A 19,237-nucleotide genomic window follows, 5' to 3' on the forward strand; every position below is an offset into this window, starting at 1 on the left:
CGGCACGGGTCCGCGTTGGCGGGATCCGGCCGGAGAAGGGAGGACCGGCCCGTCAGAGCCCGCTCGCGCGGCGCGCGAAGTCCACGATCAGCCGGGACGTGGCCCGAGGCTGCTCCATCGCCGGGTAGTGCCCGGACTCCGCGACCATTTCCGTACGGAAGTCCCTGGCCCACGCCGCTGACGCCCGGACCGTCGACGGGCGGATGAACCGGTCCTCCTCGCCGCTGATCCCCAATACCGGCTGGTCGAGGACACCCGAGACCGTGCGGCGGAAATCGCGTCCGTCCGGGCGGAGCTGGCTGCGGACCATCCAGCGGCGCGACTCCAGGGACAGGTGGGCGGCCTTGGGGATGAGCATGGCCTGCCGGAGCAGCGCCGCGGTCTCGCGGAAGTCGTCGGTGTCCTGCCACGCCGGCGCGGAACGGTCCCGGAGCATCGCCTCCACCGACGCCGCGCCGTCGGTGGTGAGGCGGCGTTCGGGGAGCCGGGGAGCCTGGTCTGCGAGAAGACGGGGCACCAGGGCACGGCGTTGGGCGCGATCGCGGATCGCGGCGTGGCGGGTGGCCAGGGGGTGCGGAGAACCGACGACGACGAGGCCCCGCACCGCACGAGGCCGGTGGTATGCCGCCGTCCAGGCCACGAATCCGCCCTCGCCCTGTCCCACGATCACCGCGGAGGTGTGCCCGAGCGCGCGGATGAGGTGCGTGATGTCCGAGGCCAGGGTCCATCCGTCGTACCCGCGCGGTGGTTTGTCGGAGTCCCCGTGGCCCCGCAGGTCCACCGCGACGGCGTGGAATCCGGCCTCGGCCAGCGCCACGAGGGGTTTGCGCATGGTCCACCAGATCCCGCCCAGGCCGTGGATCAACACCACCAGTGGCGGGAGTTCTCCGGGGACGGTGTCGGCCGGAAGGGCCTCGGCGACGTGCAGACGGATGCCGTTGGCCGAGACGTCACGATGCCGCCACGACCCGTCGATCCTGACGATCGACGGGTCGGGCGGCCGGTGTGCGGGAGTATTCAGCTGCGCGTGGCGGGCTGGGGGGTCTCGGTGACCCGCACCGTCCCGGGCCGCGGCTGGGTGCCCGTGGGCATGGCCAGCTTGAGGTCGGACACCGAGTCGATGGTGCGCTGGGGCTTACGGATCTTCTTGACCTTGCGGTAGCCGAGCAGGGCGCAGACCGCCGCCAACAGCACCAGCACCACGAAGACGATGAGGAATCCGATCCAGTCCCAGGACTGGGTGCCGAACCACAGGGAGATGAGCTTGGCCCACATGAAGACGAACGGGAAGAACGACATCAGCAGAAGCACGAGCGCCGCGACGAAGAAGCCCGACCCGGTGGCGGCCCTCTTGACCTGCTCGGTGACCTCGGTCTTGGCGAGCTCGATCTCCGCGCGGACGAGCGTGGACACCTGCGTGGTGGCGTTCTTGACCAGGGTTCCGATGCTGGCGTCGCCCCGACCGATCGAGTCCGCGTCGTGCAGGGGGATCGATGCCTCGGTCGGCGAGTGGGTTCCCTGGGCGTGGCTCACGGTTGTTCCTCCATAGTCAGGCGACGGATGCACCGTCGTCCATCGTGCCACGACACGTGGCCGCCTTCACCCGCTACCCGGTCAGCCGCGCGTGCCCTTCTCCCTGATCTGCTCCATGATGGTCGGATCGGACAGGGTCGAGGTGTCCCCGCCGTCGCGGCCCTCCGCCATGTCCTTTAGCAGACGCCGCATGATCTTCCCGGAGCGCGTCTTGGGCAGTTCGGGCACGATCGTGATGTCGCGGGGCTTGGCGATCGGGGAGATCTCCCGCGACACCTCGGCGCGCAGCTCGTCGATGAGCTTCTGGCGGTCCTCCTCGGCGTCGACGTTGCCGCGCAGGATCACGTACGCGACGATCGCCTGGCCGGTGGTCTCGTCGTTGGCGCCCACCACTGCCGCCTCGGCGACCGCGCGGTGCCCGACGAGGGCGGACTCCACCTCGGAGGTGGAGATGCGGTGGCCGGAGATGTTCATCACGTCGTCGACGCGCCCCAGCACCCACAGTGCGCCGTCGGAGTCCCACTTGGCGCCGTCACCGGCGAAGTAGTACCCCTCCTCGGCGAACCGGGACCAGTAGGTGTCCCGGTAGCGCTCCATGTCGCCCCAGATGCCGCGGAGCATGGACGGCCACGGCTCGGTGAGCACCAAGAAGCCCTGTTCCTCCGCGGCGACCTCCTTGGCCTCGTTGTCCACGATGGACACGGAGATGCCGGGCAGCGGCCGCATGGCCGATCCGGGCTTGGTCTCGGTCACGCCCGGCAACGGGGAGATCATGATCGCACCGGTCTCCGTCTGCCACCACGTGTCCACGATGGGGGCGGTGCCGCCGCCGAGGTTGTCGCGGTACCAGCGCCACGCCTCCGGGTTGATGGGCTCACCCACGGAGCCGAGCAGGCGGATCGAGGTCAGGTCATGGGCGGCCGGGATCTCGGCGCCCCACTTCATGAAGGTCCGCACGAGGGTGGGTGCCGAGTAGTAGATGGTGACGCCGTACTTCTCGATGATCTGGAAGTGGCGGTGCTCGTCCGGTGAGTTGGGGGTGCCCTCGTAGACGATGCACTCGGCACCGTTCGAGAGCGGGGCGTACACGCCGTAGGTGTGCCCGGTGACCCAGCCGACGTCCGCGGTGCACCAGTAGACGTCCTGGCCGGGCTTGTGGTCGAACACGTTGTGGTGGGTGTACGACGCCTGGGTGAGGTAGCCGCCGGAGGTGTGGACGATCCCCTTGGGCTTTCCCGTGGTCCCCGAGGTGTAGAGCAGGAACAGGGGATGCTCGGAGTCGAAGGCCTCGGGCGTGTGCTCGGTGGACTGCTGCGGGACCACCTCGTCCCACCACGCGTCCCGGCCCTCGGTCCACTCCACGTCGAGCCCGGTCCGACGGACCACGAGGACGGTCTGCACCGATTCGGCGGTCCCCTCGGCGTCGACCCCGTTTCCGGAGAGCGCGTCGTCGACCCCGGCCTTGAGCGGCGCGGGCTTACCGCGACGGAACTGGCCGTCGGCGGTGATGACGACCTTCGCCTCCGCGTCGTCGATGCGCTGGCGGAGCGCGTTGGGGGAGAAGCCGGCGAACACCACGGAGTGGGTGAGCCCGAGGCGGGCGCAGGCCAGCATCGCGATGTAGACCTCGGGCAGGAGCGGCATGTAGATCGCCACCCGGTCGCCGGCCACGAGCCCGAGGGAGCTGAGGTAGTTGGCCGCGCGGCTGACCTCGTCCTTGAGTTCGGCGTAGGTGATGTCGCGGGCGTCATCCTCCGGCTCGCCGATCCAGTGGATGGCCACCCGGTCGCCGTTGCCGGCCTCGACGTGACGGTCCACGCAGTTGTGGGCCACGTTGAGCTTGCCGCCGACGAACCACTTGGCGACCGGTGCGTCGGACCAGTCGAGCACCTCGGACCACTCCGTGGACCAGTCCAGGCGCCGTGCCTGCTCGTCCCAGAACGCGAGTCTGTCAGCGGCTGCGACGTCGTAGAGGTCGGCCTGCGCGTTGGCCTGGGCGGTGAAGGCGGGGTCGGGTGCGTAGGTCTGGGTGTGGTCGTGATCGGTCATCAGCGGCTCTCTCTCGGGATGTGTGTTCACGGCGGCCGGAATCGACACGGCGGAAGCGACCGAACCGGTTTCTGTGAGCGTAGTCACATACGCACGACCGTGTTTCGCAACACACCCGATAGGGGGGCGCGGGGGGAGTGGGGGTCAGGACTTCCGTTCGCGGCCTGGGGATTCGACGGCCTCGCCGCCGTCATCAGGGGTGGTGTCGCCCTTCTGTTGGGCGGGAGTCTCGGCGTCGGACCGGCCTCCGCCTGCGGGGGATCCCGGTGACGCCGTCGTCGTTCCCGTCGACTGTCGCGCGTCCCGGGAGTCCTCGGTCGTGGTCGCGGAATCGTCGGGCGTCTTGTCGGGCGCGTTGCCGGGCGCCTTCGGCGTGGTCGCCTCGCTGTTCTTCGCCTTCCCGTCGGCCGCCGCGCCGGCCGGCGCCGTCGCCGCGGACTTCTCCGTCGTCGCCGGGGCGGTCTCGCGCTCCCGGGTCGGGGCATCTATCCCGTAGTACTCCAGGAGCCTGACCTCCTGTTCGGGGGTGAGGGCGTCCTCGGTGTGGTCAGGGCGGGGGGAGTCCCGGATGACGGCACGGGTGTGGTCCACGTGCAGTTCGTCGTCGAGGAGCCGCGCGCCGTGGAGGGGGACGATGGCGTCCGAGGAGAAGATGCCGGTCGACACGGTCGCGAAGGTGATCTTGCCGCTGGCGTCGTCCACGTACACCTGGCGGACCGCGCCGATCTTGGCCCCCGTCGAATCGAATGCCGTCGCGTCGAGCAGGGCGTCGAGCTGGTCTTTGAGGGTCACGGGATCTCCGGGGGTCGAGGTGGGGGCGGGGTCGGGGTTGCGGACGAGGCGGGGGTCGTCGGCCGGGGTCGGGGACTGCAACTCCCCTGTTGACTGCTGATTACACCAGCCAGACAGCGGTGGAACCGGCCGTTGGACGCTTGTGTCGGCGGATTGCGGCGCGCGGGGCGACGGCCGCGCACGGGTCGGTAACCTCGTCCGCGTGAACACACGCGCCCAGGATCCCCTCGCCCCGCTGGTCTCCCTGCCCGGCGTCGCCGAGGCGTCCGAGGCGGCCCGTGGTGCGCTCGCGAGCGTCCACCGGCATCCGGCAAACCGTCGGGGCTGGCCCACCACGGCGGCGGAGTCGGTGCTGCGCGGTGCGCGGGCGTCAGCCGGGGTGGAGGGTGCCTCGGTGCGACTGGACGCCGACGGTGACCACGACGAGGTGCTCTCCGGCGCTCTGCGGGTGGCCGGCGAGCTGACGGGCGAATCGCTCGACCGGGCCGTGTCGGTGTGGACCCGGTCGCCCCTGCAGGAGCTGGCGCACCTGCATCTGCTGGCCGCGTCCGGCCCCGGGGTGGGTATGGCGTCCCTCGGTCGTCCCCGGGCGGATCGGGGGTGGCCGAGCGGTTGCAGGGGCTGGCGGAGTTGGTGACGGGCGGGACGTCGGTGCCCGCCCCGGTCCTGGCGTCAGTGGTCCTGGGCGAACTGTCCGGCATGCGGCCGTTCGGGTCCGCTGACGGTGTGGTGGCGCGGGCGGCGTTCCGGTTGGTGACCGTGTCCACCGGCCTAGACCCACATTGTCTCGGCGTGCCCGAGGTGACGTTCTACCGGGATCCCGCCGGGCATCGATCGGCCCTGGAGGGCTTCGTCTCCGGTACCGGCGAGGGTGTCGGATCATGGATTCTCCACTGCTGTAGAGCTCTCGAGGCCGGTGCTCGCGAGGCCACCTCGATCGCCGACGCCGCCGGGAGCTGACCGTCACGCAGGACGGATGACCGGTACGTCACCGCGTGCGGCCCCACGGCGCGCGAATGGCGGGCCGGCAGTCGTGCCGACCCGCCCACTCGCTGCGGTTCCATCGAGGGATCCGGGTACCAGGCGTCCTGTGGTCCGCCGTGTCGCCGGTCCGGGACAACCGTCGGTGACGGCTGGCGCGGACCCACGGCTGGGTTGCCTCTCGGGCGTCATCCGTCGCGTGGGTTCCGGAGTATCGATGACGGTGCCTCGGACGGGGAACCGTGACTTCTCCTCCGTCGCGGTCCTGGCGTCGTGCGTCACCGTGCCTTGAGCATGCCGCGCGGGCTGGGGTCCCGGCGATGGTGGGATCCCACAAGGAACCCGGGGAGTTACCGGTGATTCCCGCCATCGCCTCCGTCCCCACCGGCGGCGGACGATGAAGTGTTGTGCCCCGAGCCCGGGAGGGGCCGTGCGGGTCGGTGCGTCCCGGACGAACCTCCCCCCGCGGTATCGGGGTCAGGCGCCCCGGCGCGCGGACCGCGCGAACGACACCGTCGCGGCGCCCACCGCGAGTGCGATCGCCCCGACGCCGATGATCGGCCCGGACGCGCGTTCCAGCGTCGGCAGCAACGGGGTGGGGCTGGAGAAGGTGAGGATGGGCCACCCGCGCTCCAGGGCCTCACGGCGCAGGGTCCGGTCCGGGTTGATGACCGTGGGGTGTCCCACTTCCTCGAGCATCGGGAGGTCGGTGGCGGAGTCGGAGTAGGCGTACGAGGCCTCAAGGTCGTAGCCGTAGCGCTGGGAGAAACCCCGGATGGCCTCGGCCTTGCCCGGCCCCTGGCAGTAGAACTCTATGGATCCGCCGTACCGCCCGTCGGCGTCGCGGCTCATGCGCGTCCCGGCGTAGTGGTCCACGCCGAGCATCCGCGCGATCGGTGCCACCAGTTCCTCCCCGGAGGCGGACACGATCACGAGGTCGTGGCCGAGCGCCCGGTGCTCGGCGAGGAGTTCCTGGGCCTCCGAGTAGACGGTGGGGGTGACCTTCTCCGTGAGGGCCTCGGTGACGATCCGCTCGACCTTCTCGGGCTCCCAACCCTTGGTGGCCGTCGCCATGGCCTGGCGGACCTTCTGCATCTGCTCGTCGTCGGCATCGGAGAGGCTGAAGGCGAGCTGGGTGTACGCCAGGTCGATCACCGATCGGCGCGACAGCAGGCCTTCGTCGAGGAACGATTTGTTGAACGCGAACACCGACGAGGTGGCGATGATCGTCTTATCGAGGTCGAAGAACGCGGCGATCCGGCGAGGTCGGTGCGACGACCGAGGGCCCTTGAGGCGTGGGGCGGACACGCCTCCACGATACGGTTCTTGTGCTCGAGGCGTGGATAAGTGATACTGATCACGCTCGAAAGAGCATCCCCCTACAGGTGCTCGATTCGTCCCCCCTACGAATCGGGACTCCGAGAAACCGCGGCGCCCCCCTGCCGCGGTTTCTCTCTGTTTCGGGGCGGTCGTTCCACCTCCGCCGGTTTTCCACATCCACGGTCTCTCCACAGCCCGCCCCCGGATGACCCTCCGGGCCGGGGGTGCCGACGGTCGTGTGCGCGACGCTGTGGCCGTGACCCAGAGCCCCCGCCCACCGCGCGACGCCGTCCCCGACCACCCGGCGGGCAGGACCGTCGCCGTTGATGTGGCCGACCCGGATCTGGACGCCGACGTCCGGGCGGTGCTCGCCGCGCTGGCCCTCGACCCCGCCTCCCGGGATGTCGACACCGCGGACGTGGTGGTGACGGACCGGCACCACGCCGATCCGCGGCCCGGCGGGGCTCGTGTGGTGCGGGTGGGAACCGAGGACGCCCCTGACGACGACGAGGTGGTCCGCCTACCCTCCGGGACCGCGGATCTCGTCGGGGCGCTCCTGGCCCCGGTCGCCTCGGCTCGCGGATCGCTCGTGGCCGTGGTGGGAGCGGTGGGGGGATGCGGCGTCAGCACCCTGGCGGCCGCGATCGCCGTCCGCGCGGCCGACTTCGGCCGGACCCTCCTGGTGGAGGCGGACCCGCGGGGCACCGGGATCGACCTGGTCCTGGGGGTGGAGTCCGAACCGGGACTGCGAATCGAGGACGTGCGCGCCGAGTTGGGCGGTCCCGACCCGGACGCCCTGTGGGGCGCCGCACCCGAGATCGTGACGGGGTGCCGGGTGCTGGCCCGGTCGAGGGACCGAGATGAGGCCCCGGTGGCGAGGTCGGCCTCCGACGGCGCCCTCGGCGCGGTGTCGGCACACCGGTCGGCGGGCGGACTGGTGGTCTGCGATGTGGGCGGGTTCGCGGCAGGCGACCCGGTGCTCGCGCGCGCGGATCTCGTCGTCGTGGTGACCAGGGCGGACTTCCAGGGTGCCGTCGCGGCCGGTCGGATCACCCACGACCTCGCCGGCGTCACCCTGGTGATCCGCGCGCACCGTGGGGACCCGCTGGAACCGGCGGATGTCGCCGACGCGGCGGGGGTCGCCCGGTGGCACGTCCTGCCGGAGGTCCGGTCCGTGCGCCGTCTGGCCGGCAACGGTGCCCTCGGCGGGGCGCTCGAGACCGGAGCGCTCAGGTCGCGTTGGCCGCTGCGGAGGCTCGGAGCGGTCGCGGACGCCCTCCTGGGGGAGGTGCTCACCGGTGGGCGGTGAGGGATCCGGTACGGCCTCGATCCCCGGCGACCTGGTGGACCGGGTCCGCGCCCGATTGGCCGGCCTCGGGGTGGAGCCGGACCCCGACGAGGTGGTGCGCGCCGTCCGGGCCGAGTCCGACGCCCTCCACGGCCACCTGGACCTGCTGCGGACCGCGCGCCTGGTCCGCGAGCACCTCGCCGGCGCCGGGCCGCTCGAGGCGCTCCTCGCGAGCCCCGGGGTCACCGACGTCGTGGTGGACGGGCCTGGTCCGGCGCTCGTGGACCGCGGGCGGGGGCTGGAGGAGACCGACGTGGTGGTGGCCACCGAGCCGGAGTTGCGGGCCCTCGCGGTGCGGTTGGCGGGACGTGCCGGCCAGCGGCTCGACGACGCCCGGCCCTGGGCGGACGGGGTCGTGCGGTCCCGGGACGGGATGGCGTGGCGGCTGCACGCGGTCCTGCCCCCGGTCGCGGTGGACGGGACCTGCCTGTCACTGCGGGTCTCGCGACCCGCGCAGGCCACCTTCGACCGGCTCGTCGAGTCCGGGACGGTGCCGCCGCAGGCCGAGCAACTGCTCCGCGCGCTGGTCGCGGCCCGGATCGGGTACCTGGTGGTGGGCGGGACAGGCTCGGGCAAGACGACGCTCCTGGCCGCACTGCTCGGCCTGGTGCCGCCGGGCGAACGGCTGCTGTGCGTCGAGGACTCCCCGGAACTGCGACCCGCCCATCCGCACGTCGTCCGGTTGGTGGTGCGGCACGGCAATGTCGAGGGCGCGGGCGGGGTTGCCATGTCCGATCTGGTCCGGCAGGCGCTGCGGATGCGCCCCGACCGGATCGCGGTGGGCGAGGTGCGGGGCGGCGAGGTGGCAGACCTGCTCGCCGCGCTCAACACCGGGCACGACGGGAGCGCCGGCACCGTCCACGCGAATTCACCCACGGAACTCCCGGCACGACTCGAGGCACTCGGAGCCCTCGGCGGGCTCGACCGCGCGGCGCTGTCCGCGCAGGTCGCCGCCTCGCTCAGGGTGGTGGTGGGGATGCGGCGACTGCCCGACGGGCGGCGGGTTGTGGACTCCATGGGAGTGGTCCGGCGGGACGCACAGGGGATCGTGGTGGACCCCGCCTGGCGCGCCGATGGGGCAGAGACTCCCGGTCGACCGGTCTTCGACGCCCTGATCGCGGGGGCCGTCAGGTGACGGCGGCGATGGTACTGCTGGCCGGAGCCCTGATCGCATGGCCGGACGGTGTGGCCCGGACGCGACTCCGACACATGTATGGTGCGGCCGCAGCCCGGCGGCGTGGCCTGCCCGCCGTCCTGGACAGGGTGCCGACCAAGGTGGTCGTCCCCGTGGCCGCGGGTCTCGTGGGTGTGGTCGTGGCCGGGCCGCTCCACGGGTGCGCGGCAGCCCTGCTCGGGGCCGTGGTGTCCGAGCTCCGCAGACGCGCGGGCGCACGCCGAGCGGGGCTCACGCGCCTCGGCTCCTGGGAGCGCGCGCTCGACGACGCCTCGTCCGCCCTGCGGGCCGGCGCGGGCCCGGAGGAGGCGCTGCGCCGCGCCGCGGAGGGTGCGTTCGCCGGGGACCCGGGCGTCGCGGAGGTTCTCAGCGGCGCCGCCTCCCATGCCCGGCTGGGCGGGGACGTCGTCACCACGCTGCACGCGGCGGCCACGCCGCAGGCGGGTGGGGCGGTGGCGGACGTGGTGGGTGCGTCAGCGGCAGGTGGCCGGGGAGCTGACTGCGTGGCGGGCGAGCTGGCCGGTGCGTGGCTCCTGGCCACCCGCCACGGGGTGGTGCTGGCGGAGGTGGTGGACGGACTCCGGGCGGACGTGGCCTCGAGGCGCGAGCGGGCCGTGCGCGTGGACGCCGCGCTCGCCGGGCCCCGCGCCACCGCGGTGATCCTCACCGGACTGCCCGGGTTCGGCGTGCTGCTGGGGTCGGGTTTCGGCGCCGACCCCCTCGGGGTGCTGTTCGGGGGCCCGATCGGCGGCGCGCTGTGCCTGATCGGCGTCGGCTTCCTGGCGACGGGTCTGATGTGGACGGAGCGGATCGTGGACGGGGCGTCACGATGACCGCGGCGCTCCTGCTGATCGCCGCCGCCGTGTGCGTCGCTCCGTGGCGCAGCGCCGCCACAGAGCGGCTGCGTGACCTCGCCGAGGGCTCCACCGTCGGCTCCGCCGCGGCTGCCGACTCTGATGCGGGTGTTGTCGGAGGTCCCCTCCCACGTCGGTCGTGGCTGTTCCCGCGGCTGGGCGTGCTGTCCCCGGCCCTCGATCGTGTCCGGCGGGGACGCACCGGACCCGCGGACACCGGGTCCCTCGCGCGGATGCTCGACCTGCTCGCGGTGGCGCTGCTCGCCGGACTGCCCACCCACCTGGCGCTGGGCGCCGTCGGGGACGCGGTCGCCCCCATCGACCCGGACGTGGCGGGGCCCCTCCACGCCGCCGCGGCGCGCGTGCGTCTCGGAGCGACCCCCGCCCAGGCGTGGCGCGAGGTCCCCGGAGCGGACCGCCTCGCCCCCGTGGCGTCGGTGCTCGCCCGCGCCACCGACGGCGGTGGGTCCGTCCGCGCCGCGCTCGACCACGCGGCGGGTCGCATGCGCTCGGACGCCGACGCCGCCGCCACCGCCCGCGCCGAACGCGCTGCCGTCCTCGTGGCCGGTCCGCTCGGGCTGTGCTTCCTCCCGGCGTTCGTCTGCCTGGGAGTCCTGCCCGTCGTCGTGGGTCTGGCCGACGGGATGCTGCCGGGGGTCCTGCCGTGAACCGGCGCCCCGCTCACCGATTCCGGGGTGGACACGCCGCCCCGGTCACCAAGAAGGAGACGCACGATGACCATCCACACCACCTCCCGGATCACCTCCACCCTCCGACGCGCACGCGGCGCCCTGTCGCGTCGGTTCGCCGTGGCGACCGCGCCCGACGCCGGGATGTCCACGGTGGAGTACGCCGTGGGCACCATCGCCGCCGCGGCCTTCGGCGCCGTGCTGTACATGGTCGTGAGCGGCGATTCGATACCCGACGCCCTGGGCGGGATCATCGAGCGCGCACTCAACACCTCGGTGTGAGGGCGCGGCGGGCGCGGCGCGGAGTCGCGGACGCGGACCGGGGCTCGGTGACCGTCGAGGCGGCGCTGGGGATCGCCTCGCTCGTCGTTGTCCTGGCCGTGGCCGCCTCCGGGACCGCCGCGGCGCTCACCCAGATCCGGGTCGTGGACGCCGCGCGGGAAGCCGCCCGGGTGGCGTCCATGTCGGGTGCGCAAGAAGGGGTCGTGGCCGGTCAGGCGGCGGCGCCGGGAGCCGAGGTGTCGGTCGACCACGAGGGGAGGAGTGTGACGGCGCAGGTCAGCGTCCCGGCCCGGGGGCTGCCGGGGGTCGTGCTCACGGGCCGTGCGGTGGCACGGGCCGAACCCGGGGTGGCCGGGTGACGGAGCCGGGTTGTCGTGGCGGCGGGCGGGACGTGGGGCGGCTCGGTGCCGGCCGGGGTGACGACGACGGGTACATGAGCGTCGTGACCGCGTTCGCGGCGGCCGCGGTCCTGGCCCTCACCGTGGCGGTGCTGCTCGTGGGGCGGGCGGCGGTGGCCGCGCACTCCGCCCGGTCGGCGGCGGACCTGGCCGCCCTCGCCGGGGCCCACGCGCTCCGCGTCTCGGAGGACCCCTGCTCGGCCGCGGCCGGGGTGGCCACCGCCAACCGGGCCGTCGTGGCCGGGTGCACGGTCGACGGGTATGACGTGGTGGTCCGGGCCGAGGCCCGCGTCGAACTCGGGGTGTTGGGGGTGTGGGCGGCGTCGGCGGTGGCCCGCGCGGGGCCGCTATGAGCCTACGGCCTCCGCCAGCTGCCCCACGACCTCCGTCAACAGCGCGATCGCGCCGGGTTTGGAGAGCGGGTCGTTACCGCTCCCGCACTTGGGGGACTGGATGCAGGAGGGGCAGCCGGTCTCGCACTCGCACGAGCGGATGGCATCCAGGGTCGCCCGGAGCCACGAAGCGGCGCGCCGGTAGCCGCGTTCGGCGAAGCCCGCGCCGCCCGCGTAGCCGTCGTAGACGAACACCGTCGGCAGGCCCGTGTCGGGGTGCAGGGCCGTGGAGACGCCGCCGATGTCCCACCGGTCGCAGGTGGCGACCAGAGGGAGCAGGCCGATGGCCGCGTGCTCGGCGGCGTGCAGCGCGCCCGGCCAGTCGGCCTCCTCCAGTCCCGCTACCCGCAGCAGTTGCGGGGTCAGGGTGTAGACCACCGCCCGGGTGGCCAGGACGGTCTCGGGCAGGTCCAGCGGCGTCACGTCGAGGATCTCCCCGCCGCGCAGGCGCCGCTGGTAGCCGGTCACGCGGGCGGTCACCTCGACATCGGCGTACGACAGCGTCACCGGACCGGCGGAGACCGATTCCAGCGTCTCGATCAGGTCGATCGACACCTGCTCCCGGGCCGAGGTGGTCCACTCGGGTTCCTCCGGCCGGCACAGCGCGAGCCCGTCGTCCAGGTTCAGCTCGTCCACCACGAAGGACTCACCCTGGTGCAGGTACAGCGCCCCCGGATGGACCTGCGACCGGGCCCGGACCGAGTCGATGGTCCCGAGCATCCGGCCGTCGACGGCGTCGACGATCACCACCTCGGCCCCGCCGGTCCCGCGGATGTCGACCTCCGTGTGCGGGGTGTGGTCGTCCGCCGCGGGGTACCACCCCACGGGCCGGCGCCGGACCAGTCCCCTCGCGGCCAGCTCCTCCAGGACCCCGGTGGCGCCCCACGCGCGGGCCTCCTCGTGCGTCATGGGTCTCTCGCTCACCGCGCACCGGAGCTGCCCGGCCAGCAGGACCGGGTTGCGGGGGTCGGTGACGGTGGCCTCCACCGGCCTGCCCAGCAAAGCCTCGGGATGGTGGACGAGATAGGTGTCCAGCGGGTCGTCGCGGGCCACCAGGACCACAAGCGCGCCCTGCCCGCGTCGGCCGGCCCGGCCCGCCTGCTGCCAGAAGGAGGCGATGGTCCCCGGGAACCCGGCGCTCACCACGGCGTCGAGTCCGGAGATGTCCACCCCCAGTTCGAGCGCGGAGGTCGAGGCCACACCCACCAGGTCCCCCTCGGCCAGACCGCGCTCGAGTCGTCGTCGGTCCTCGGCCAGGTACCCGGCGCGATACGCGGCGATCCGCCCGGCCAGCTCCCGACCCCGCTCACCGTGGTCGGAGATCAGACGTTCTCGCGCCCGCAGCGCCGTGGTCTCGGCGCCCGCCCGGGAGCGGACGAAGGTCAGGGTCCGCGCGCCCTCGGCCACCAGTCCGGCCATGAGGGTGGACGCCTCGACGGGCGCCGGCCGCCGCACGGGGGCCCCGTTCTCCCCGGAGAGCCCGTCCATGAGCGGAGGCTCCCACAGTGCGACGGTCCGGCCCCCCTGGGGTGAGGCGTCGTCGGTCACCTCGACGCAGGGGCGGCCGACGAGAGTGCTGGCGGCCGGGCCGGCGTCCGAGGTGGTGGCGGAGGCCAGGATGAACGTCGGGTCGGCCCCCAGGGCCCGGGCGAGCCGATCGAGCCGCCGCAGGATCAGGGCGACGTTGGACCCGAACACGCCCCGGTAGGAGTGACATTCGTCGACCACGACGAAGCGGAGCCCCCGCAGGACGCGCGTCCACTGTCGGGAACGGCCGAGGACCGACAGGTGGAGCATGTCCGGGTTGGTGACGATCCAGCGGGAGTTCTCGCGGATCCACGGTCGGGCGTCGGTCGGGGTGTCCCCGTCGTAGGACGCGGGGGTCACGTGGGCGAGTCCTGGCACGGCGTCCACCAGCGACACGACCGACGACAGCTGGTCCTGGCCCAGGGCCTTGGTGGGGGACAGGTACAGCACGCAGGACCCCCGGTCCGCGGCGAGCGCGCTGAGCGCGGGCAGCTGATAGCCGAGCGACTTGCCGGACGCGGTGCCGGTGGCCACCACGACGTTCCGGCCCGCGTGCGCGTGTTCGGCGGTGGCCACCTGGTGGGCCCAGGGCCGGTCGACACCCCGACCGCGCAGCTCGTCGACCAACCCCGGGTGGGCCCACGCCGGCCAGTCCGCATATCGGGCCTCGCGGGCGGGCAGGTCGACGGTGTGGGTGACGGGTGACGGCCCGGCCGGCAGGTGCTCGAGCAGGTGGCCCAGGAGTTCGCGTCCGTACGTCGTCACCCCTCGACGGTAGAGGGCGACCCGGTCGGGTGAGGACCCGGCGGCGACCAGTTCACCAGCGCCGGGTCTCGTGGTGTACTTGTCGCGGTCGTCGGTCCCGCTCGCGGGCTCTTCGTGGACGGATTGGTGACCCGACCCACGTGGACATCGCGGGGGTCGCACCACTCAGTACAACAACCAGGCAGTACGCACACCAGGCAGTACGGAAAAGGAACGCATCACCATGGCACAGGGCACCGTCAAGTGGTTCAACGCGGAGAAGGGCTACGGGTTCATCGCCCCGGAGGACGGTTCCGCCGACCTCTTCGTCCACTACTCCTCCATCGAGGGCACGGGCTTCAAGTCGCTCGAGGAGAACCAGCGCGTCGAGTTCGAGCTCGGCGAGGGCCAGAAGGGCCCGCAGGCCCAGGAGGTCCGCGCCATCTGAGGCGCCACCGTCCGTGATCGACGAGGCCCCCGACGCACGCGCGTCGGGGGCCTCGCCGCGTGTCGGGGGCCGGCCGTAGGCTCGGGCCCGTGACGCAGTTGTCGTTCTTCGCCGCCGACGAGCACGTCCCCGAGCCGAACGACCTCGAGGGCGCGCTCGCCGCCCGTGGCCAGTCCACGCTCGCGGGGGCCCTCGCCCAGGTCTCCGTGGCCCTCGACGCCGCGTGGCGTGCGGACGCCCTCGTCGCCCTACTCACGGAGGCCGGACTCGACCCCGTCCGCTCGGCGGCGGGCCCGGACGGCCGGTGCACCGTGTCGACCGCGCGGACCGCGGTCCTCGTCCCGGTGGTGCGACGCTGGCGCCGGGGTGCCGTGGCCGCGGTGCCCGAGGGGTGGACCCCGTCGGCGGGGGCGCTCCGGGTCTGGTTCCTCACCGCCGGCCGCATCACCGCTGCCGGCGCGATCGACCTGGGACTCGACCCCGGGGTGGAGCAGCACGCCCCTCGGCGGGCCGCACTCGCGGAAGCGCTGGCCAGGGCCGGGATCCGCGCCACCTACGTCGGCCCCCGGGGCGACGGGCCCCTGCTGCGGCTCGGGACCGCCCGCGCCCGCGCCCGGCTGGCCCAGGCACTCGGTGCCGCGCCCCCCGGGGTGCCGCCGGGGGCGTGGCCGGACTGAGTGGCCGGGCTGAGTGGCCGGGCTGAGTGGCCGGGCTGAGCAGACGGCACCGGAGCCGGGCGCCGGCGGGACCCGGTGTTGCGCCCGGCAACCCGGTGGTGAAGTGTTCGATGCCATGTGCATGCTCGTCATCGCCCACCGGGTCCACCCCCGGTATCCGCTGGTGCTGGTGGCCAACCGGGACGAGGTCCACGACCGCCCCACCGAACCCCTGCACGAATGGACCCCCGACAGGGAAGGGGTCGGCGGCATCGTCGCGGGTCGCGACGTCACGGCCGGCGGGACGTGGCTCTCGCTGGCCGCCGGTGCGCGGCTGGCAGCGGTCACCAACGTCCGGGAGGGCGGCTCGGCGGCCCCGGCCACCGCCTCCCGGGGGGAGTTGCCGGTCCGGGCGCTCACCGGTTCGGTCCCCGCGACCGGGTTCGCCCGGCACATCGTCAACGATCTGGGCCGGTACGGTCCGGTCAACCTCCTGGCCGGCGACCTCGACGAGTTGTGGTGGGCGTCCAACCGCTCCGGCCGGGGGCCGCTGCGGCTGGACACGGGGGTCCACGGACTGTCCAACGCGGCGCTGGACACCCCGTGGCCGAAGGTCGTCGGCGCGGTGAGCGACGTCACGGCGCTGATGGGGTCCGGGACGATCTCGGGTCAGGACTGGTCGGGCCCCCTGCTCGACCTGCTCGCCGATCACCGCAAGGCACCGCTCCGGCACCTGCCGCGCACGGGGGTCCCGCTCTGGCATGAGTGGCGCCTGTCGTCGCGGTTCGTCCGGATCGGCCGGTGGTACGGGACCCGGTCGACGACGGCGGTGCGGATCGACGAGCACGGCACGGCTGATGTGGTCGAGCGCACCTGGGACTCCCGGGGACGCGCCGCGGGGACGGTCACCACGAGGATCTGAGTGGAGCGCAGATCCGTGCGGTGGCCGCCCCCCGGGAGACGATCGCGTCGGTGCGTGATCCGTGGCCCGTGGCCCTTCTAGCCCACGGTCCAGGTGTTGCTGCCGTCGAGCAGGGCCTGGAGGTCCGACGGTGCGGTCTCCTTGGCGGCGGCGACCTGGGCGCGGGCCTGGTCGTCGTAGGTCTCGCGCTGGACCTGCCGGATGATCCCGGTGACGGTGTACTCGAGATCCTGGCTGGACAGGTTCGCCAGCGCGTGCGCGTAGGAGGGGTCCTCGGCGTGGGCGTCGTGGACGATGATGTCGGCCTCGTCGACCTCGGCGGTCGCGGCGACCTTCAGCGAGAACCCGGAGCGGACCACGCAGTGCTGGCCCTCGTCGCCGAAGATGATCTTCTCGCCGTGGCGGACCCCGATGAGGTGGTTTCCGGCGTCCTCCTTGCGCAACAGGTCGAACGACCCGTCGTTGAAGATCGGGCAGTCCTGCAGGATCTCCACGAAACTGGTGCCGCGGTGACGGGCGGCGGCGTCGAGGACCTCGGTCAGCCCCTTGCGGTCCGAGTCCAGGGCGCGGGCCACGAAGCTCGCCTGGGCGCCGAGCACCAGAGACAGCGGGTTGAACGGGTGGTCCAACGAGCCCATGGGGCTCGACTTGGTGACCTTGCCCGACTCCGAGGTGGGCGAGTACTGGCCCTTGGTCAGCCCGTAGATCCGGTTGTTGAACATCAGGATGTTGAGGTTGACGTTCCGGCGCAGGGTGTGGATCAGGTGGTTGCCGCCGATCGACATGGCGTCGCCGTCACCGGTGACCACCCACACCGACTGGTCGGGACGGGCGGTGGCCAGGCCGGTCGCGATCGCCGGGGCGCGCCCGTGGATCGAGTGCATGCCGTAGGTCTCGAGGTAGTACGGGAAGCGGCTCGAGCAGCCGATCCCGGAGATGAACGTGATGTTCTCCCGCTTGAGACCGAGCTTGGGCAGCAGGGCACGGATGGTGGCCAGGATGACGTAGTCGCCACACCCGGGGCACCACCGCACCTCCTGGTCCGAGGTGTAGTCCTTGGGCTTCTGCGGTGCGTCGCTCTTGGGGACGGAGGCCAACGCGTCCAGGGGCAGCGGGCTGCCGACGAGTCCGGTTTCGGTGGTGGTCATGGAAATCCTCTCCTCGCTCGCGGGTCAGCGGGTTCGGTTGGCGGTGGTGGTGCCGGTGGCGGTGTGGCCGATCCGCCGGTGACGCGCGGCGGGCTCGCCGGTCGTGGTGATGACCCCGTCGAGTGCCAGCCGGTACTTGTCGTGCTCGGTGTGGGTGAGCCGACCGGCGAACTCCGCCTCGATGGCGGTCTGAAGTTCCTCGGCCGAGAACGCCATGCCGTGCACCTTGGTGATGGGCTGGATCTGCGCCGGGAAGCGGGCCTTGAGCAACATCGCGAGCTGGCCCAGGTTCATCTCCGGGACGAGCACCCGGTGGTACCTGGCCAGCACCTCGCCGATGTTGTCGGGCAGCGGGTTGAGATGTCGGACGTGCGCACGGGCCACGCGGTGCCCGTTGGCGCGGGCGCGACGGACCGCCTCACCGATGGGGCCGTAGGACGATCCCCAGCCCACCACTAGGACCTCGGCATCGCCGGACGGGTCGTCGACCTCGAGGTCGGGTACGTCGATGAGCGCGATCCGCAGGGCCCGGGTGCGGGTCATGAGGTCGTGGTTCTCCGCCGTGTAAGAGATGTTGCCGGTGCCGTTGGCCTTCTCCAGGCCGCCGATGCGGTGCTCGAGACCCGCCTCACCCGGTATCGCCCAGTCGCGAGCCAACGTCTCCGGGTCGCGGGCGTACGGCAGGTAGTCCCCGGCGGCCTCGGTGTCACCGTCCGCGCCGGTCGCGGGCGCGGTGGCGAGGTTCTTCTCGATGGCCGGCAGGTCGGCCACGTCGGGCAGGAGCCACGGTTCGGAGCCGTTGGCGATCGCGCCGTCGGACAGCACGATGACGGGGGTGCGGTAGGTGACCGCGATCCGCGCCGCCTCCCGGGCGATCTCGAAGCAGTCCGAGGGCGACTGCGGGGCGATCACCGCGACGGGCGATTCCCCGTTGCGCCCGAACAGCGCCTGCAGAAGGTCCGACTGCTCGGTCTTGGTGGGCAGCCCGGTCGAGGGGCCGCCGCGCTGGACGTCGATGATCACCAGCGGCAGCTCAGTCATCACGGCCAGGCCGATGGCCTCCGACTTGAGCGCCAGACCAGGGCCTGAGGTCGAGGTGACCCCCAGCGCCCCGCCGTAGGACGCGCCGAGGGCGGCACCGATTCCGGCGATCTCGTCCTCCGCCTGGAAGGTGGTCACGTCGAACTGCTTGAGCTTGCTCAACTCGTGCAGGATGTCCGAGGCGGGCGTGATGGGGTAGGTGCCCAGGAAGACCGGCATGTCCGCCGACCTGCCCGCGGTGACCAGGCCGTAGGCCATCGCCGTGTTGCCGGTGATCTGGCGGTAGCGACCCTTGGGCAGCTGGGCCGGCTGGATCTCGTACTCGGAGGCGAACGCCTCGGTGGTCTCGCCGTAGTTCCAGCCCGCCCGCAACGCCAGCAGGTTGGCCTGCAGGATCGTCGGCTTCTTCTTGAACTTGTCGCCCAGGAAGGTCTCGATCGAGTCGACCGTGCGGCCGTACATCCAGGTGAGGAGCCCGAGCGCGAACATGTTCTTGCAGCGCTCGGCGTCCTTCTTGCCCACGTCCACGGACTCGACCGCACCGATGGTCAGCGTGCCCATGGCCACCTCGTGCACCTGGAACGCCTCGAAGGCGGGGGAACCGAGCGGGTTGGACTCGTAGCCGACCTTGGTGAGGTTGCGCTTGGTGAACTCGTCGGAGTTGACGATGAGGATGCCACCGGAGGGCAGGTCGTCGATGTTCGCCTTGAGTGCGGCCGGGTTCATCGCCACGAGCACGTCGGGGCGGTCCCCGGCGGTGAGGATGTCGTAGTCCGCGATCTGGATCTGGAAGCTCGACACCCCGTGGATCGTGCCCTGGGGGCCCGGATCTCGGCCGGGTAGTTGGGCTGGGTCGCCAGGTCGTTGCCGAAGGCCGCCGCCTCCGAGGTGAACTGGTCACCGGCGAGCTGCATGCCGTCTCCGGAGTCGCCCGCGATG

At 72.6% G+C, this 19,237-nt stretch carries 17 protein-coding genes and 2 pseudogenes; 11 read left to right on the forward strand and 8 right to left on the reverse strand.

From position 1 onward, the window contains the following. Positions 1-52: 52 nt before the first annotated feature. The 4 genes from CT688_RS02485 to CT688_RS02500 all read right to left on the reverse strand — a co-directional run bounded on the left by CT688_RS02485 (position 53) and on the right by CT688_RS02500 (position 4,455). On the reverse strand, positions 53-871 hold the full coding sequence (locus tag CT688_RS02485; RefSeq protein WP_107755631.1) for an alpha/beta fold hydrolase: 819 nt from the start codon (positions 869-871) through the stop codon (positions 53-55). Between the two features lie 146 nt (positions 872-1,017). Further along, complete coding sequence (locus tag CT688_RS02490) at positions 1,018-1,533, reverse strand: phage holin family protein (RefSeq protein WP_107755632.1); 516 nt, start codon at positions 1,531-1,533, stop codon at positions 1,018-1,020. Between the two features lie 81 nt (positions 1,534-1,614). Next, on the reverse strand, positions 1,615-3,582 hold the full coding sequence (acs, locus tag CT688_RS02495; RefSeq protein ID WP_107755633.1) for an acetate--CoA ligase: 1,968 nt from the start codon (positions 3,580-3,582) through the stop codon (positions 1,615-1,617). Positions 3,583-3,726: 144 nt separating this feature from the next. After that, positions 3,727-4,455: a PRC-barrel domain-containing protein gene (locus tag CT688_RS02500; protein ID WP_159077976.1), complete on the reverse strand. Its 729-nt coding sequence runs from the start codon at positions 4,453-4,455 to the stop codon at positions 3,727-3,729. A 121-nt stretch (positions 4,456-4,576) separates the two neighbouring features. Between CT688_RS02500 and CT688_RS02505 the strand changes: the two are divergent. Beyond that, a pseudogene (locus CT688_RS02505) lies at positions 4,577-5,334 on the forward strand (oxidoreductase). A 498-nt stretch (positions 5,335-5,832) separates the two neighbouring features. Here CT688_RS02505 and CT688_RS02510 read toward each other — a convergent pair. Beyond that, positions 5,833-6,663 carry an HAD family phosphatase gene (locus tag CT688_RS02510; RefSeq protein WP_107755635.1) on the reverse strand — a complete coding sequence of 277 codons (831 nt, stop codon included), beginning with the start codon at positions 6,661-6,663 and terminating at the stop codon, positions 5,833-5,835. Positions 6,664-6,931: 268 nt separating this feature from the next. Here CT688_RS02510 and CT688_RS02515 point away from each other — a divergent pair, with 268 nt between their 5' ends. The 7 genes from CT688_RS02515 to CT688_RS02545 all read left to right on the forward strand — a co-directional run bounded on the left by CT688_RS02515 (position 6,932) and on the right by CT688_RS02545 (position 11,773). Then, positions 6,932-7,984, forward strand: coding sequence for a chromosome partitioning protein (locus tag CT688_RS02515; RefSeq protein ID WP_231750467.1), 1,053 nt, complete (start codon positions 6,932-6,934; stop codon positions 7,982-7,984). Next, a complete protein-coding gene (locus CT688_RS02520; RefSeq protein WP_107755636.1) occupies positions 7,974-9,158 on the forward strand; it encodes a TadA family conjugal transfer-associated ATPase in 1,185 nt (394 codons plus the stop codon). Before CT688_RS02515 ends, CT688_RS02520 begins: the two co-directional genes overlap by 11 nt. Next, complete coding sequence (locus CT688_RS02525; protein ID WP_156607081.1) at positions 9,155-10,030, forward strand: type II secretion system F family protein; 876 nt, start codon at positions 9,155-9,157, stop codon at positions 10,028-10,030. Before CT688_RS02520 ends, CT688_RS02525 begins: the two co-directional genes overlap by 4 nt. Continuing rightward, positions 10,027-10,719 (forward strand): type II secretion system F family protein, encoded by a 693-nt coding sequence (locus tag CT688_RS02530; protein WP_107755638.1) that lies wholly within the window; start codon positions 10,027-10,029, stop codon positions 10,717-10,719. The genes CT688_RS02525 and CT688_RS02530 overlap by 4 nt, the downstream gene beginning before the upstream one ends. 66 nt (positions 10,720-10,785) lie before the next feature. Further along, positions 10,786-11,022, forward strand: a complete 237-nt coding sequence (locus CT688_RS02535) for a DUF4244 domain-containing protein (protein WP_197431462.1) — start codon at positions 10,786-10,788, stop codon at positions 11,020-11,022. Positions 11,023-11,069: 47 nt separating this feature from the next. Continuing rightward, entirely contained in the window at positions 11,070-11,381 is a 312-nt protein-coding gene (locus CT688_RS02540) for a TadE family type IV pilus minor pilin (RefSeq protein ID WP_107757953.1), read from the forward strand. Further along, positions 11,378-11,773, forward strand: coding sequence for an Rv3654c family TadE-like protein (locus CT688_RS02545; RefSeq protein WP_370446323.1), 396 nt, complete (start codon positions 11,378-11,380; stop codon positions 11,771-11,773). The genes CT688_RS02540 and CT688_RS02545 overlap by 4 nt, the downstream gene beginning before the upstream one ends. Here CT688_RS02545 and CT688_RS02550 read toward each other — a convergent pair. Then, a complete protein-coding gene (locus CT688_RS02550) occupies positions 11,768-14,104 on the reverse strand; it encodes a DEAD/DEAH box helicase (RefSeq protein ID WP_107757955.1) in 2,337 nt (778 codons plus the stop codon). The genes CT688_RS02545 and CT688_RS02550 overlap by 6 nt on opposite strands. Positions 14,105-14,327: 223 nt before the next feature. Between CT688_RS02550 and CT688_RS02555 the strand changes: the two genes are divergently transcribed. The 3 genes from CT688_RS02555 (at position 14,328) to CT688_RS02565 (ending at position 16,109) form a co-directional block, all read left to right on the forward strand. Next, entirely contained in the window at positions 14,328-14,531 is a 204-nt protein-coding gene (locus CT688_RS02555; RefSeq protein WP_107755639.1) for a cold-shock protein, read from the forward strand. Between the two features lie 89 nt (positions 14,532-14,620). Next, entirely contained in the window at positions 14,621-15,208 is a 588-nt protein-coding gene (locus CT688_RS02560; RefSeq protein ID WP_197431463.1) for a hypothetical protein, read from the forward strand. 103 nt (positions 15,209-15,311) lie between these two features. Next, positions 15,312-16,109: an NRDE family protein gene (locus CT688_RS02565; RefSeq protein WP_107755641.1), complete on the forward strand. Its 798-nt coding sequence runs from the start codon at positions 15,312-15,314 to the stop codon at positions 16,107-16,109. 77 nt (positions 16,110-16,186) lie between these two features. On the opposite strand, the gene CT688_RS02570 is transcribed toward CT688_RS02565, so the two are convergent. Further along, entirely contained in the window at positions 16,187-17,257 is a 1,071-nt protein-coding gene (locus tag CT688_RS02570) for a 2-oxoacid:ferredoxin oxidoreductase subunit beta (RefSeq protein WP_107755642.1), read from the reverse strand. 24 nt (positions 17,258-17,281) lie between these two features. Continuing rightward, positions 17,282-19,212, reverse strand: a pseudogene (locus tag CT688_RS02575) (2-oxoacid:acceptor oxidoreductase subunit alpha). Positions 19,213-19,237: the final 25 nt, after the last annotated feature.

This window comes from Dietzia sp. JS16-p6b, assembly GCF_003052165.1.
Lineage (GTDB): Bacteria > Actinomycetota > Actinomycetes > Mycobacteriales > Mycobacteriaceae > Dietzia.